This window comes from Bacteroidota bacterium (assembly GCA_016720935.1).
Classification (GTDB): domain Bacteria; phylum Bacteroidota; class Bacteroidia; order AKYH767-A; family 2013-40CM-41-45; genus JADKJP01.
On the sequence record JADKJP010000002.1, the window covers coordinates 523268 to 538080 of the forward strand.

A 14813-nucleotide genomic window follows, 5' to 3' on the forward strand; every position below is an offset into this window, starting at 1 on the left:
TCTGATTTTTAAAATGAAATTAATTGAGAATACTTTTGAATAATATTTAAAGGAAACTTGGATGTTATTTTGAATATTTGGATTATTTTCCTCAACAACTAACAACTAACAACTAACAACTAACAACTAACAACTAACAAACAATCACATCTCCTCCAGCCTCTTCAAAAACTCATCCTTCCTACGTGTTGAAACATCGATGGAAGTGCCATCGGTGAGGATGACCATCCCGCCCTTACCGGCACTGTAGCCTTTAACATAACTAAGGTTGACTAAATGGGAATTGTGGACACGAAAGAAATTGTAATCGCTGAGTAGCTCGTCGAACTCTTTGAGAGTTTTAGTGACAGTGAGTTTTGTTTTGTCTTTTAGAAATAAATAAGTGTAATTGACATCGCTCTGGCAGCGCACAATATCACTCACGGCAATAATTTCTTTTCCATTAGAAACCGGAATGCAAATTTTCTTAGCGGGAGCCTGGAGATTTTTTAAATTATAAAAGAGAGAATCAAGTTTTTGACTTTGTTCACGTGCGCTTTGTTTTGATTTTACTTTTCAATGGCGCTTGCTAAGTCATCAGGATCTATTGGTTTGAGCAGGTAATCAACAGCGCTGAATTTAAATGCTTTTACCGCGAAGCCATCGTGAGCTGTGGTAAAAATAACATCGTAATTATATTCACTGGTCGACTGCATCAGATCAAACCCGGTTTGATCGTGAATCTGAATGTCAAGAAATACAAGTTCCGGCCGGTGTTTTTTATAGCAGCAATTCCTTGTTCCACGGAATTACAATGATCCAAAACCCGGATCGTGTCACTGTAATTATTATTAAGCAACATCGTCAGGCGGTCGATGCAATGTTGTTCGTCGTCTATGATTAGTGTTTGGATCATTATTCAATCGTTGTGAATGTAAGGTAAGCGAATTTCCGCGCGAAATCCCTGCTCCAGATCGATGAGTTGAACAGATGCCGCTGCATCCTTCAGCTTGTTGAGCAAATTGATTCTTTCTTTTGTTATTCCCAAGCCCATGGATTTTTTCCTTGCCTGAAGATTCCTGTGATTTGAAATTCTCCGAAGCTTTTCTCCCGACCCCGTCATCTTCTATCATACACAGCAGCATATCTTTGTCCTTGCGGATGCTGAGTGTGATTTTTCCCTTACCATTCTTTGGAGAGATGCCATGCCAGATGCTGTTTTCGATAAACGGTTGTAAAATAAGTGGAGGCATATAGGTATTTTCCGGATCGATTTCGGGGTCGATGTGTATGGTATAACTGAATTTGTCTTGCATGCGCATGGCTTCGAGCTTCATGTATAATTCGAGAGCCTGCAAATCTTCAGCGATGGTGATTTCTTTTTTCTCCGAATACTCCAGGATCATTCGCATAAGTTTTGCGAATTTAATGGTGAAATAGTCTGCGGTTTGAATATTGTTTTGAGTAATGTAATTGCTTATGGAATTGAGTGAATTAAAAATAAAATGCGGATTCATCTGCGCACGCAGTGCTTTCATTTCGGTTTCAGCGACATCAGCTTTCAATTCGGCATTGGTTTGTTTTTCTTCTGCATCCCTGCGGCGCTTATAAAGAATGAAACCTCCTGTGCCAGCCAATAACAACAAGGCGCCGCCAGCGGTCATTAATCCGTTTATTTTTACCTGACTTTGCAGTTCGGCTGCCGCAATAGCCTGTTCTTTTTCGTGTTCCGCTTTAAGCAAAGATTCTTTTGTGTCGTATTCGTATTTTGACTGCAGAGCTCCGATTTTCAGCAGATGTTCGGTGCTCAGGATGCTGTCGTGCAACTGATTTGATCTGGTTAGAGCATTGTATGCATTTTCATAATCACCGGCATGTTTGTAAATGTTATGTAATGTTTGCCATGAATCCAACTGGTTGTCTGGATCTTCCAGTTCTTCAGCTATTTTTAAAGCCTGGAAAGTAAGAGATGTGGCTTTGTTGTAACGGGTTTCCGGGTTGATGTGATTCCGAATGAGAAACGAAACCGGCGCTTCATCCAGGATACTTGCTAAATTGTTAAGTACAACGCTAAGATCATTTTGGTCACCGGATTCACGCAGCATGGTTTCGCATTTCTGAAAATAGTAATACGAAGAATCGTAATTGCTAATCCGGGAATACAATACACCGAGGTTGATGAGAGTTTTCCTCAGTCCGCGTTTATCTCCGATACTTTCTGAAATTTGCCTCGACTCATGGAAATACCGAACCGCTTCTTCTGTTCTGTTCATTTCATCAAGTGTATTGGCCATAGTCATATATGAGGATGCAAGCTTTTTTTTGTTTTGCAACCGTTGAGAATATTCTACAGATTTTTGCGCATACTTCAAGGATGTTGGATAATCGGGGATAGTACGGTAAAGGATGCTGATATTGGTATAGATATCCGTCAACGTGACAGAATCTTTCAAATTTTCCGCGGCGTTGGCGGCATCAAATAGACAGCTTAGAGCTTTGTTGTAATCTGCCAGAGCCTTGTAGACATTGCTTTCATTATTACGGAGAGTATAAAGTCGCTTGGCATCACTTTCGTCTGTTGATTTAATAATCTTTACTGCTACTTCAAAGGCAGCAATTGATTCCTGGTAAAGCGCAGCGTTGTATAAAGCGTTGCCAAGATTATTGTAGAGGTTCACCTGATATTTCTGTTCACCTATTGTTTTACAATTTCAATTCCTTTATGGTAGGCTTGAATTGCATTGGAATCTTGTTCGAGGTTATGGTAATTCAAGCCGAGAATGAGATAGCATTTTGCAGATTTTAATTTTTCATCAAGTTTCAATGCAAGCTCAAGGGCTTTTTTGAGAACAAAAGTCCTTTTTCGGGGTCTTCATCGCAGTATTTAAAGCCTAAGTTGTAAAGAGTGTTCAGTCGGAGTGTATCCTCATGCGGATGTTTTTCCAATTCCCTGAGCAGCGAATCAACGGGTTCCGCGAAAGCATTCGAGAGGCGGTAAAAAAGGAATAGAAAAAGGAGAAAACGATGCATTGTTTGGGGAATGATTCAAATATATGTAAAAAATCAAGCAAATCGGACAAGCGAATTTCAGTCGAAAGTTGACGAATAATAAACCGGGGCCCGCACTTAATCAATCCATGTAGGAGAAGGAGGGCTTGTGAATGTATGTTTGAAGCATCAAATTCTTTAAAAACATTTTAAAAAAACCAAAACCATGAACTTCAATCTTCTTCACCTCCAACGCAAATTCACTGTGCTTTGCTCTGCAGCCGGTGTTGTTTCTATCTTTCTTCCCTGGGTTTCTGTTTCGGGAGGATTTATCAATGTTTCCCTGAATGGTTTCGGGGATTCGGAATTGTTGCATTTATCGCCTATGGATTATCTGTACTTTTTCAGTTCTCGGCAATCAGCAGGAACGGCTCGACAAAAAATGTGGTTGTCAACTTTGGTTTCCGGAACCATTGCTCTGCTGGTGACTGTGGTGGCTCTGGGCAATAATACAGCAGATTCGGGTCTTGGCTTTATCAAAGCGGAATATGGAATAGGTGTCTGGGTTTCGCTTGCCGCATCTCTCGGTTTGATATTTTTTACCTGGAAATACAAACATCCGGAGGATAGCCTGAAAGGAAGTCTGGATGAAATTAAAATTCATTTTCCGAGCCCGTTCAATCATCTTCCGTGACTTCGCCAAACAATCCTCTCAACGAACTCGAGCGGCTGATTACTTTGCGAGATTCAGGAAAATTGAGTTCAGATGAATTTGATCAGATGAAATCAAGAATCATTAAATAATTATTAAATCAATTTAAACTTTCATGCCATGAAAACAAAACTCAAATTTACATCACTCTTATTCGCCTTATTTCACGCACTCAGTTTCGTCTCCTGTACGAAAGATCCGATGGATAAAACGCTGGATTCGTATGAAAATCTGCTCAGCAACTGGGAATCAAAGACGTCCGGAATTGGGCTGCAAATGGGCCAAATGATGGAATTGCAACAAGACATCTTGAAAATGAACCTGGATCCAAATGCGCTACGAAGTATGATGACGATGGATCAAAGTAATATCTCTGAAAAGCAGAAGGAAAGGGCGATGGAATTGGGAAAACGATTTCAGAAATTAATTATGCCCTGAAATATAATATGGAAAACTATTAACATCGAAAGTTACATATTGTAAATTATTTTATATTGCAGGTGTTAATATTCTTCTTTATCGTAATTCTCATTATGGTGTAGTCCCAAAGTTAGTTGAAAAAAACTTAGCAGCTACCGAAGTCGCTGCTAAGTAAGTAGTTTGATAATGAGTATTTTGATTTGCGACCTAAAATCTAAAATCAAACTACCATGAGCAAATCTACAAAAGTTCAACGAGAAAACATTGCTTGGTTTTACGACCAACCAGTCGACATTAAATTTGAAATGGTGATGAATCATTTTGAGATGTGTCGAATCATGATTAATCAGATTTTGAAGAAATTATCAGAGAAAAGACAGGTGAACGTTATGAGCATTCACTTTCGGGCCAAAAAATTCTATCGCCACGGTTTCAATCCGGGAGCATCAAAATGGGGAGATCATCGATTGCCGGTGGAAATTCCAAGAATCAGGGAATCTTCAAGTGGAAAATTGTACCGCTTCCAGGTCTGGAAAACTTAAGAAACCTAGCCAAGCCAACCGAAGAAGTTCTCAAAAGGTTCTTCATGGAATCAGCACCCGTGATTATAAAAAGTAACTAACCATTTAGCCGAAAGTTTCGGACTCAGTTCCAAGTCAGGTCAGTCGTGAGTTTAAAGAACAAAGCGAAGAAGCATTCAAGCATTTTGTGAACGAACCTATGAAGATCACAATTTTGTTGTACTGTTAATTGACGGAAAATATCTGGCCAGTGAACAGATGGTAGTCGCCTTGGGTGTGACGGATAAAAGGATCAAAAATTCCGTAGGTTTTATTCAAACATCAAATGAAAATAGCCGTGCCATAAGCCAGTTGCTTAAACAAATACTCGCAAAGAAATTTAGTTTTACTGACGGCTTACTTGTCATGATCGATGGTAGCAAAGGGCTTCACAAGGCGGTGGTCGATGTGTTTGGAAAAAAGCAATTATTCAGCGTTGTCAGTGGCACAAACGTGAAATGTACTGAGCTATTTAAGTGATCGGGACAAATCCAATTTTAAAACAAAAATACAGAATGCATACCGGGAACCTGATTACAATAAAGCTAAACTGGTATTGCTAAACATCCACAAAGAGCTCTTAAAAATCAATCAAAATGCAGCGAACTCTCTACTGGAAGGCTTGGAAGAAACATTACACTCCACAAATTGAAAGTTGCGCAAATATTTTCCAGAAGTTTGGCTACGACAAATTGTATTGAAAACCTGAACTCCCAAATGGCGAAATATGTACGAAATGTTAAGCATTGGACCAACAGTAATCAACGACAAAGATGGGTTGCTGCAGCCTTATTGGAATTAGAAAATAATTTGAATAAAATTCATAACTTTAAACATCTAAATAAATTACAGGAAGCAATCAAAATCACGTCATCAGGAAACCACGATGCAATTTTCAACTAAGAATTAGACATCACCCTCATTATAGAAACTCTGGTTTATTCAAGATCAAATAAAATTATTTCTAGCAGATTGGTTTTAAATAAAACTGAATTCTCAATTAATATTTTAACAAACTTGTATCGCCAGTAAGGCACATTGAGATTCACAAAGTGTACAGGGAGGAATTGAGTTTCTCCCGTGAGAAATATTCGAAAGTATTTTCTTAATCAAATCAAAACAGTAAGATGCATTCATAAATTTTTAAATCATTTATAAAACCACAAAAACAAAACTCACATGAAAAATCTAAAGTTAATTTTCCGACTGGCAATTTTTTGCTACTATTGTTTTTAACGGCTCAGTTAATGCAAACAAATGGCGTGTTAACCGAATTTCGAATTATCTTACAAATGGAACTCACTATGGTGAAAACCTTAGGAAACAGTGTGTTTCCGGTATTTGATCACCCGATAATGCACAAAACAGTAATCTGGTTTCTGATTATGATACTTTGTATCTTGAAGGTACAGGAAATAGCCTGGGCTATCCTGGATTCCACTTACTCGCCCATTGGTATTAATAGGGGTTTAGAGCCACATTTCTGACCTCAACGCAGCATCGAATGTTAGCAACGATCAGGTTGAAACCAGAATGGACAATATTGTATTTGCTCCTGGGTCAGAGGGATCATAGATCATTGGGGTCTCATGTAGGTGAGTGCATATGGTATTGATGTAAGTACCAAGTAATATAATGGTGAAAACGATGTTTGAGTAGAAGCGGATATTACCTTGGTTATACTGCAACGATGCAGTTATTACAGATAATCCAAAATTTCATTAATAATTCCAATAATTGAATGGAAGTGGAGTGGTAGCAAGTGGTTATGGAATTCCACAAAACCTCATCATTAGTCACAATATTTTTATGAAGATATTATCATTATATAACAATACCGGAACATACAATATTGCTGAATGCAATAATAATGTGTTCGACTGCTCAGTTATATCTGGTACCGCATCTATTCGATTGAATACTCCATCTTTTCAAAATAATATTATCAAAACTGCGAATGCAATCGTGGACCTGAATAGTGGCATTGCTTCTTCAAACGTAATTTACAATGTATGCGCAACGGCATCACAGTTAAATACTACTGATCCTCAATGGCATAATTTACTTGTGTCAAATATGCAAACCATTTTGTTCCGGTTAGTAACTCTACAGATGGGAATTATCAGCTCGATCCAACATGGGCCGCGTTAAATCAAGGTTCCGCAGGTGGTGATCGTGGGCATATGGGGGTCCATCCATTTACCAGTCGCTATACTTTGTCTGATTACCTCCTGTTCCGGTTATTTATGATATTACTACAACAGGTGTTGCGTCACCTGTGACCGGCTTACCGGTAACGATCCCAAGGCCCGTACAATTAAATAATTTGAACAGCTAATAAAATTTCCAAGCATGAAAAAAATATTAATTTCATCCATACTGTTGTTGTTCAGCTTCTGTCTAAGAGCCCAGGACATCGTTCAGGTGGAATATTTTACCGATACTGACCTGGGTTATGGGTTGAATACTTTGATGAATGTCACAGCCTCTCCCGACAGCAACTGGTCCTTTACCATCCCGGTTTCGGGAAGCCTGCCTATTGGCTATCATAAAATATACATTCGTACTCAAAGACAGCAATGGACAATGGAGTCCAGACCTTCAAAAGAGAGTTTTTGAAGTACTTCCATCCGGAACTACAGATAGTGTAATCACTGGTGAGTGGTTTATTGATACGGATTTGGGTTATGGACAAAACACTGCATTTAGCATTTCTCCACTCGTAAAGATATTACTCAATCTATTACTATTCCACCTGCAACAATTGCCTCCTTAAGTGAATGGGGTACCAAAATTGTACGGCCGCGTTCGGATGGTTATGGAAGATGGGTGAAACTTTCAAACGTAATCTTGAGGTGGTCAGCAGTTTTAATTATCCGAGTGTTGTTACGGTAGAATATTTCCAGTTCCTCAGATCTTGAGATGATAATTGTGTTTCTTCAGCTCTTGTTGCTGCGGTAGACAGTGGAATGGACATTCAATGTGCCCTGGAGTATTGCTCCGGCGGGAGTGGACACACTTTATTTCAGAGTGAAAGATGATGGAGACATACGTTGGTCTCATACAGCCAGAGAGTATATAATATAATTAATGGTATTTCGAATGCGGATTTTCAGATATTCAACTTTCGCCGAATCCAAGTAACGGATTGTTCAAAAAATCCAAGGCAGTAATTTGTTGGTGGAAAGTGTTGAAGTTTTCAATCTTCTCGGAGAAAGAATATTTTACCAGAAAATTTAGATCAGTCAAATTATAATTGATTTGGCTGATTTACTAACGGTTTGTATAATCAAATATAAAAAACAAAACAAGGCCTGATTCAACAGAAGCTGATTAAGGAATAGTCAATTGATTGAAATAGATTGTGAGTTAAAGAAATATTTTAACCACAAAATATGTTGAGTTGATCACCCAAAAGGGCGCAAAGAGTGATTCAAAACTCCTGCGCCTCTGCGTTTTCAACACTTGATCTCTGTGGTTAATTGTATCCTCATTTACGTACCGGTTAAACTGTGCCTAATCCGGGAATTGGCCGGATTTACGGCTTTTCTATTCTCTTGCATATATATATGTATATAGGAATCACCTTTCCTTATTTGGATTGATTCTAATTTGATTGAAATTCCTGCGTTTTCGCAATTTATTTACCGGCTCCTCTCTAGGGTGGTATTTAGAGAGAATATTTTGATTTAACCAAGAATTACCTCGTCTAATCTAAGCCACATGAAGAATCTGCTACGCTTGCTTTCTGTTGCATTGCTTTTTGTTTTACCAAAACAGAGTGTTGCGCAATGCACAATTACCAATGCTACCTCTCGCGTTTGTCAAGACGGATCTTCGAATTGTGATCTGTTGCCTGACATCGCTATTTCCGGATGGACGGCAGAATTATGCGGGTGGCCCAACAGAATATCCACAAACCGGTGCAGGAGCCGACAACGGACATTTACGTGTAACCGGATCAACTCCGAAGATTGGTTACGGACCATGCGCTGTAGAAGTGGAACAAAACGGTAATCACTGGTTTGTTTAGGGATCAGATACTTTCAGTGCGCCCGCATCTCAATCTTTGCTTGTCCAAACGGAGAAGTCGCCAAACAAATTCTCTATCAAAGGATCTATCATAAAGATCATCAGGCGATGTCATTTCGCGATCGTATTGCAGGAGCGATGACCTATCAGCAAGGCGGTATGCATGTTGACGATTGGGGCATCATGTCTTTGCGAATAGAAAATCCACTGGAGCCCGGAATCCTCTCAACTGGAGTGTTGTTGGTTGGGGATACAAACAGTCTTTTTGCCTGATGGATTATGGCTCCTGTAGCACTTACAATGGACATTGTCGCGATAACCAGAGTGTTTTTGGTGCCGGTACTACTTTGCTGAATGCTGACTTTCCAAATTATGGCTTAGGAAATTCTTATGGTTGTTCTGATGTTGAGCAAGGATGTTCAGTTGGCTACACTGATATTTACAGCGAAAGCCTGAACGGTATGTACATTGAAATTCCACAAGGAACTTGTAACGGTGATTATTGGATTGTTTACGAAATAGATCACATGATTATTTCGTAGAGTCAAACAAAACAACAATTACACAGTAATACCATTTACACTTGCATTGCGGGATCAACCCGGCAATCCGGTGACAGCCATCACTGCCCGACAGAAATACTGTCATTTGCCGGAAATGATTCTGTTACGCTTGCGAATGCGGAGTTTGTCCTATCTCTCCGGTCCAATGGTGAAACGACACAAAACATAAAAGTTGGAGCCAGTACCTATTCTGTAACTGTTACTACTTATTGTGGAACAGCCATATCTCAGCCTCTTACAGTGCGCTTCCATCACCGGTTCAACCAACAGTGAATGAAGATTCAATTTGTAACGGTTACAGCGCTGCTTTATCTGCGGCTGGAAACAGTCTGACGTGGTACGATCAGTCGAATACAGTTGTAGGTACAGGAAATACTTTCACCTCGCCGGTGCTCATCAACACAGCAACACCTACCGTCGTTGATCAGGTCAATAATCCGGGAACTGTTGTGCGTGCAGGAAAACCAAATAGTCTCGGTGGAGGTTCTTACTATACGGGAGTGCAATATGAAGTATTTGGTGCTCTCAAACCATTTGTTTTGGAAACTGTTCTTGTGTTCGCGAATGGTGCAGGGAACCGGACATTTGAATTGGTAAACAGCACAAGTTCTGTCTTACAATCCTGCACTATAAATATTCGAATGGTCCTTCGCGGGTGACTTTGAATTTCAATGTTTACAAGGAACGAACTTACGTCTTGGCGCTACAGGGACTCCAAATTTGTGGAGAAAATAATGTGGGTATTGTTTATCCATATACTATTACCGATACTTTATCGATTACAAATCCAGTGCCGGTGCTTCTTTCTATTATTCAGTTTACCGATTGGGAAATAGAATTTGGAGGAAGAATATGTACCAATTACTCCTGCAACCGCGCATGCCGTACGTCTTTCCATGTACCGGAATCGATCCTGTAGCGGACCTTTCCAATAACTTTCTTCTGTATCCGAATCCCTCTACAGGTTTATTCAATGTGGACATGACAATTCCTGGAAGTGGTTCCACTGTTCATCTGAACGTATATGATATGACCGGAAGGCAAGTGTACGATCGCACATGCAAAATGGAGAGCGATCAGTTTAGCCACGGTTTATCTTTTGATGGGTTTTTGCATATTGCACGTTGAAACTTGCGGATCATACACTCGCTCCTTTAGAATTCTAATGAGTTTGTTGTGACACGGTTCACCTCGGGATTGTCACCCTTCCAGATTTTGTTCTGGGGCTTACCATGGTGGCAACCTCTTCTTGGCGGACCGTTTTTTTTGTTCCTGGATGTGTCACATGGTTGCACTACAGGACGGTTGCACATGACTACTCAATAAAGTTGGAATTCGTCCCAAAGCACATTCGGTCACGAACTTTATTGGACGTGAGGTTGCCATTCGCGGCGGTAGTCATTTGTTTGTATACTTCCTCAGATTGAAAGGGAACGCGACCGCCCAACCTCCGGTTTCGTTTCATATCGCCCAGGATTCTGAAGGATGAGCTTCGTTCACAGCAAGCGATTTTTGGCGCAACCTGCCGTCTGAGGCTCACCCTTTTACAATTCTTCATGTGTGGCGGACTTGCTGTATATGTTCTGGGTTCAAGAAGTTTTTGTCAGTATGGCTGTCCATACGGAATGGTTTTCACTCTTCCAGATCGTTCGACTCCGGGTAAATTAAGCTCTCGGGAGATTGTACCGAATGCGGCAAATGCACGGCGGTGTGTTCGTCCCACATACAGGTCATGCACGAAGTGAATCAGTTCAATAAGGTGGTGGATCAAAGTGTCTGAAAGATCTGGACTGTGTGCAAGTGTGTCCGGAAAATGCTTTGTCATTCCGGTTTGCAAACCATCCGGCTTTTATCATTAAAAAACTTGAGGGTTTTAAAAGCGATACGATTCCTTACGGTATTGCCCGGAAGATATCTCTCTCGCTGTATTGACTTTCCTTTTTCGTTACAATTTTTCGCGGATTATAATACAATTCCATTCCTGCTCGCCATCGCGTTTAGAATTATTTTCTCCTTTGGAGTTATTACGCTTTCACGATTGTGGAGAAAGAATATGTGCGGATCGGACATTATCTTTCAAGGAACGTCCCAATAAACTAACGTTTCCGAAACATGTTTTCAACCTATTTACATACTCTTGTTGTTAATCTTTACCTTGCATAGTGACAGTTGTACATGTATATACCTATCTGGGAGATCGTGAATACGGTGCTTTGCTGAAGGAACAGCAATCGGGTTACAATGAGTGTGACATCCGATAAAGTGGATAAATCTTTTGCCATGTTACAAAAAGCCGACGCGCTTGGCATCTGGCATCCTGCTAGTCTGCAAAGAGAGATTGGCCGCGTTAAGTTTACTGAAAAATGATGAAGAATCCGCTTCTAAGTATTTAAAGTATGCTTGAAAAAACTTCCTGACGATCTTGAAGGAAGATTAAAAATATGGTAGCTCCTCATTTTACAGGGGAAAAATCAGAAGCGGAAGTTCAACTAAAAATCTACAAGCTGAGGCCATCAGCGACAGGAAAACATGATACAGGCTGAAGCATCGCTTACATTAGGACACCCTTTACGGGAGGCTGCCTGGTTTTTTTTCCTGCGGAAGCCTTGCCGTATTATATCAAAAAGGTCGCTGGAGAAGACGATCCTGTTAGTGTGGAAATTAAACTCAAAGCTCTCGGGTTTTATATACGTACGGGTCAGTTGAGCAAAGCGGAACGTTATTCAAAGAAGCTGAAGAGGAACCAAAAAAACAGGAATTGATTGAAAATAATCTTATAGTAATTTGATAGAGAAAAAGATTTACCCCCAAGAAGCAGAAATGCGTCTGGTTAATGCCAACAAACTGCAACGCGGGAATGAGCAGTTTTATATAATCTTTCCATCTAAATTTTCTTCGAGGAAAAAGAAGCTTTTGGTTACGAGTCAATGAAGTTGACTTGTTTAAACAACATCCGGAACATCAAAACACAAGAGTAGCATTGGACAGAATGGAAAAGAAGTTGAAGTGTCCGACCTAGCATCGAAATAATAAACTGGAGTGAAAATTACAAATACAACTTATCAGTAGGAATTGTTTTCGTATTGTTTTGGTTTTTCTATTGTAAAAACACAAATCACATTGCGCGACCTTCCCGCGTGGAAGCGCCGCTTTTTGTGGATACGATTCGCAATCCGAAGGTTTCCTTTTAGCGGGCCGGGGATGGAGGATGCTGAAAATTTACAATACTACCTGTTGTTGGACTTGTCACGGCATCGGATGGAAGGGGCTTTGGTCCTGCAAGTGTCGCGATCAACCTAAACCGGCGGATCATACGAGCCGGGCGGTACGAAGCGAAATTGATGGAGCTTTGTTCTGGAAGATTTCAGTAGGAAAGGAAATATGCAGCCTTACCTCAGAACGCTGCTCACTGTGAAACAACGCTGAGCATTGGTAGACAATATCAGGACATTTTCCGAACACAGGAAGCAAGTCAAACTATCTCAGGCTCAGGAATGATGTTGTTGATTTTTAATAAGACATTACTGAAAGAAGATGTATTACAATTTTAATAATAGCATTGCTTTCTTGTCTCCATGAACTAGTTGCTCAGGATTTCTTTTTGTTACAGATAATCCGGAAGTAAAGATGCCTAACGATCAAAAGTACTGGTCAAGTTCCCAAACCACGATGATGCCGCCTAAAAACCGGCTCCGAATTTAACTATCCCGTCATCCGTTTGGAGCGGTGAAAGTAGATCATACTTTACTGAAGAATTTCCTGGGGACGGATCTTGTAGCGAATATCCGTTTTTACGGGTTCTGTATTTCCTTTAGGAGATAAAACTTTTGTTGGAATCGGGCGCACAAATTCGGTAAGACCTTGACCTGGAAATAAAACGACTAGTCCTAGATCAAACAACGGACAATAAAATTCATTTCTCTTGTGTGTTTAATACAGATTAACATGTCGGATGATTTCGCGACAATACCGAAGTATGCTTTTTTTGGTGACGGAACTGCACTTTTGGTATAAACAAAAGCATCGCTTATCGTTGTAATTCGCATACCAGTCATTTCAAGAAAATTTGGAAAACGTTTTCTCAGCGGACTCAATCCTGAGCTTACCACCACCGCAACCTAGTTTCTCCCCGGTCAGGACAATCATACCCTAAATCTCTGCAGGACTGGCCTTTAAGAAAAACCTCCTACTAACACCAGTTTGCTGGCGGACTCTTCTTATCGATTCAACAACAAGCCGGAGAATGGGTATTTCCCATTGAGTCTTGGAGTTGAATTTGGAACATCGGTCACGCCTTCCAGATTGTGGTAAGTTCAATCCGGGACTTACAGGAGGCTTATTTATTCTTCAGAAACTACCGTTATGGTAAAGGTGAATTTCTTTTTGGTTTTAATATCAAAGAACATTTCTGGTATAAAAAGAAAAAAAAGCCAATGACCCTTCGATATTTCAATAAAATATTTCTTACCGGTTTTATTCTTTGGAAGTATTCTTCCTCTGGATGAATTCCTGTACCAAGGACGAAGGTCCGCTGATTATTAAACCCCCGAAAGATCCGGGGATACATTTGATATCCTTCAGCGAGGAAATTCAACCGATTTTTGATTTGCATTGTGTACGCTGTCACAACTATTCACATCCGTTCCTTGACTTACGATCAGGGTTTTTGCTTACGATCAGTTGATTTCCATCGGACATCTTGCACCTTATGTCGATACAGTGAATCCTGAAAACAGCATCCCCTGATCGGTAGATTGAGAGGAGTAGAGTACCCCATAATGCCTCCGGATGGTGATCACCTCACTCCCGAAACAATTGACCTCATCCTTTGTGGATGATAGAAGGGCAAGGAATAATTGATTATGTTACTATTTGATTGATGTTAAAAAAGCCGGATTTATTAATTCGGCTTTTTGAGCAATAAAAAATGTATTTTCTTATTTCTGAATCATCAGTTTTTGAACAATGGATCCGCAACGAACAATATATACACCAGTATTGAAGGATTCGGTATTGAGCGCGACATAAGATTACCATTGCTATGGTAGACCATTTGTCCAACAGGGTTACAAATTTCCAACTCCTGACCAGATTGTTCATTCATGCGAATATGAGCCGTTGAAGTCGCCGGATTTGGGAATACGGAAATTGATGCAGTTGAATTTTGGAATTCATCGATTGACGTGTTCAGGTTATTATTCACGCTCCAAATGCTTAGCAGTCTGAATTGCAAAACTACCTGTTCCATTTGGTACACGTGCCGTAACCATAGTCTGTAACCTGTTGTCCGAAAATAACCTGATCGGCAATTGCAACAGAAGCGTCCAGCAGATAAACACTTTCTCCACTGCCTGAAAGTTTAAAGTTGGCATGATATGTCCCTGACTGCTGTCTTGTCAGCCCAAACAATCAGGTAATCATTCGCAGGGATGATTGTGTTCGCAGGAATTGTCCATTTGTCGGGATTAAAATAGTCGTCTGTCGGGTAATACCCACTGATGTCCCCAGCTTGAGATGAGTTGTTAAACAATTCGATCCAATCGTCAAATTCGCCGAGAC

20 protein-coding genes are annotated in these 14813 nt (G+C 40.2%); 13 read left to right on the top strand and 7 right to left on the bottom strand.

The genetic code is table 11. The features are described 5' to 3' along the window. Positions 1-144 precede the first annotated feature (144 nt). The 3 genes from IPP86_02395 to IPP86_02405 form a co-directional block, all read right to left on the bottom strand. A complete protein-coding gene (locus tag IPP86_02395; protein ID MBL0137366.1) occupies positions 145-411 on the bottom strand; it encodes a LytTR family transcriptional regulator in 267 nt (88 codons plus the stop codon). A 137-nt stretch (positions 412-548) separates the two neighbouring features. Continuing rightward, the gene (locus IPP86_02400; GenBank protein MBL0137367.1) at positions 549-728 is read right to left on the bottom strand and encodes a hypothetical protein; all 180 of its coding nucleotides are present in this window, start codon (positions 726-728) and stop codon (positions 549-551) included. A 102-nt stretch (positions 729-830) separates the two neighbouring features. Next, positions 831-2657 (bottom strand): tetratricopeptide repeat protein, encoded by a 1827-nt coding sequence (locus tag IPP86_02405; GenBank protein ID MBL0137368.1) that lies wholly within the window; start codon positions 2655-2657, stop codon positions 831-833. Positions 2658-3193: 536 nt separating this feature from the next. Between IPP86_02405 and IPP86_02410 the strand changes: the two genes are divergently transcribed. The 12 genes from IPP86_02410 to IPP86_02465 all read left to right on the top strand — a co-directional run bounded on the left by IPP86_02410 (position 3194) and on the right by IPP86_02465 (position 10382). After that, entirely contained in the window at positions 3194-3661 is a 468-nt protein-coding gene (locus IPP86_02410; GenBank protein MBL0137369.1) for a hypothetical protein, read from the top strand. Positions 3662-3799: 138 nt separating this feature from the next. Beyond that, entirely contained in the window at positions 3800-4117 is a 318-nt protein-coding gene (locus tag IPP86_02415; GenBank protein MBL0137370.1) for a hypothetical protein, read from the top strand. A 212-nt stretch (positions 4118-4329) separates the two neighbouring features. Beyond that, the gene (locus IPP86_02420; GenBank protein MBL0137371.1) at positions 4330-4641 is read left to right on the top strand and encodes a hypothetical protein; all 312 of its coding nucleotides are present in this window, start codon (positions 4330-4332) and stop codon (positions 4639-4641) included. A gap of 153 nt (positions 4642-4794) precedes the next feature. Beyond that, the gene (locus tag IPP86_02425; GenBank protein ID MBL0137372.1) at positions 4795-5139 is read left to right on the top strand and encodes a transposase; all 345 of its coding nucleotides are present in this window, start codon (positions 4795-4797) and stop codon (positions 5137-5139) included. A gap of 1257 nt (positions 5140-6396) precedes the next feature. After that, on the top strand, positions 6397-6810 hold the full coding sequence (locus IPP86_02430; GenBank protein ID MBL0137373.1) for a hypothetical protein: 414 nt from the start codon (positions 6397-6399) through the stop codon (positions 6808-6810). A 201-nt stretch (positions 6811-7011) separates the two neighbouring features. Further along, positions 7012-7278: a hypothetical protein gene (locus tag IPP86_02435; protein ID MBL0137374.1), complete on the top strand. Its 267-nt coding sequence runs from the start codon at positions 7012-7014 to the stop codon at positions 7276-7278. Between the two features lie 1186 nt (positions 7279-8464). Beyond that, entirely contained in the window at positions 8465-8692 is a 228-nt protein-coding gene (locus IPP86_02440; GenBank protein MBL0137375.1) for a hypothetical protein, read from the top strand. Positions 8693-8799: 107 nt separating this feature from the next. Then, positions 8800-8964 carry a hypothetical protein gene (locus IPP86_02445; protein ID MBL0137376.1) on the top strand — a complete coding sequence of 55 codons (165 nt, stop codon included), beginning with the start codon at positions 8800-8802 and terminating at the stop codon, positions 8962-8964. Beyond that, entirely contained in the window at positions 8964-9233 is a 270-nt protein-coding gene (locus IPP86_02450) for a hypothetical protein (protein ID MBL0137377.1), read from the top strand. Before IPP86_02445 ends, IPP86_02450 begins: the two co-directional genes overlap by 1 nt. A 46-nt stretch (positions 9234-9279) precedes the next feature. Then, entirely contained in the window at positions 9280-9423 is a 144-nt protein-coding gene (locus IPP86_02455) for a hypothetical protein (protein MBL0137378.1), read from the top strand. Between the two features lie 40 nt (positions 9424-9463). Next, entirely contained in the window at positions 9464-9913 is a 450-nt protein-coding gene (locus IPP86_02460; protein MBL0137379.1) for a hypothetical protein, read from the top strand. Positions 9914-10106: 193 nt separating this feature from the next. Further along, complete coding sequence (locus tag IPP86_02465) at positions 10107-10382, top strand: T9SS type A sorting domain-containing protein (protein ID MBL0137380.1); 276 nt, start codon at positions 10107-10109, stop codon at positions 10380-10382. Positions 10383-10569: 187 nt separating this feature from the next. Here the strand turns inward: IPP86_02465 and IPP86_02470 are convergent, their stop codons facing one another. After that, entirely contained in the window at positions 10570-10719 is a 150-nt protein-coding gene (locus IPP86_02470; protein MBL0137381.1) for a hypothetical protein, read from the bottom strand. A gap of 91 nt (positions 10720-10810) precedes the next feature. Between IPP86_02470 and IPP86_02475 the strand changes: the two genes are divergently transcribed. Beyond that, positions 10811-10999, top strand: coding sequence for a hypothetical protein (locus IPP86_02475; protein ID MBL0137382.1), 189 nt, complete (start codon positions 10811-10813; stop codon positions 10997-10999). 3206 nt (positions 11000-14205) lie between these two features. On the opposite strand, the gene IPP86_02480 is transcribed toward IPP86_02475, so the two are convergent. The 3 genes from IPP86_02480 to IPP86_02490 all read right to left on the bottom strand — a co-directional run. Further along, positions 14206-14502 carry a hypothetical protein gene (locus IPP86_02480; protein ID MBL0137383.1) on the bottom strand — a complete coding sequence of 99 codons (297 nt, stop codon included), beginning with the start codon at positions 14500-14502 and terminating at the stop codon, positions 14206-14208. Beyond that, the gene (locus tag IPP86_02485; GenBank protein MBL0137384.1) at positions 14450-14626 is read right to left on the bottom strand and encodes a hypothetical protein; all 177 of its coding nucleotides are present in this window, start codon (positions 14624-14626) and stop codon (positions 14450-14452) included. Before IPP86_02485 ends, IPP86_02480 begins: the two co-directional genes overlap by 53 nt. Then, the coding region (locus IPP86_02490; protein ID MBL0137385.1) for a lamin tail domain-containing protein at positions 14614-14813 on the bottom strand (200 nt) is incomplete at its 5' end. The genes IPP86_02485 and IPP86_02490, both read right to left, overlap by 13 nt.

Bases quoted from the DNA above. Each gene is read 5' to 3' on its own strand.
- IPP86_02485 (MBL0137384.1), bottom strand. From the start codon at position 14,626: ATGCCAACTTTAAACTTTCAGGCAGTGGAGAAAGTGTTTATCTGCTGG.
- IPP86_02435 (MBL0137374.1), top strand. From the start codon at position 7,012: ATGAAAAAAATATTAATTTCATCCATACTGTTGTTGTTCAGCTTCTGT.
- IPP86_02470 (MBL0137381.1), bottom strand. From the start codon at position 10,719: ATGAAACGAAACCGGAGGTTGGGCGGTCGCGTTCCCTTTCAATCTGAG.
- IPP86_02465 (MBL0137380.1), top strand. From the start codon at position 10,107: ATGTACCAATTACTCCTGCAACCGCGCATGCCGTACGTCTTTCCATGT.
- IPP86_02450 (MBL0137377.1), top strand. From the start codon at position 8,964: ATGGATTATGGCTCCTGTAGCACTTACAATGGACATTGTCGCGATAAC.
- IPP86_02410 (MBL0137369.1), top strand. From the start codon at position 3,194: ATGAACTTCAATCTTCTTCACCTCCAACGCAAATTCACTGTGCTTTGC.
- IPP86_02415 (MBL0137370.1), top strand. From the start codon at position 3,800: ATGAAAACAAAACTCAAATTTACATCACTCTTATTCGCCTTATTTCAC.
- IPP86_02440 (MBL0137375.1), top strand. From the start codon at position 8,465: ATGCTACCTCTCGCGTTTGTCAAGACGGATCTTCGAATTGTGATCTGT.
- IPP86_02475 (MBL0137382.1), top strand. From the start codon at position 10,811: ATGTGTGGCGGACTTGCTGTATATGTTCTGGGTTCAAGAAGTTTTTGT.
- IPP86_02480 (MBL0137383.1), bottom strand. From the start codon at position 14,502: ATGGAACAGGTAGTTTTGCAATTCAGACTGCTAAGCATTTGGAGCGTG.
- IPP86_02445 (MBL0137376.1), top strand. From the start codon at position 8,800: ATGTCATTTCGCGATCGTATTGCAGGAGCGATGACCTATCAGCAAGGC.
- IPP86_02420 (MBL0137371.1), top strand. From the start codon at position 4,330: ATGAGCAAATCTACAAAAGTTCAACGAGAAAACATTGCTTGGTTTTAC.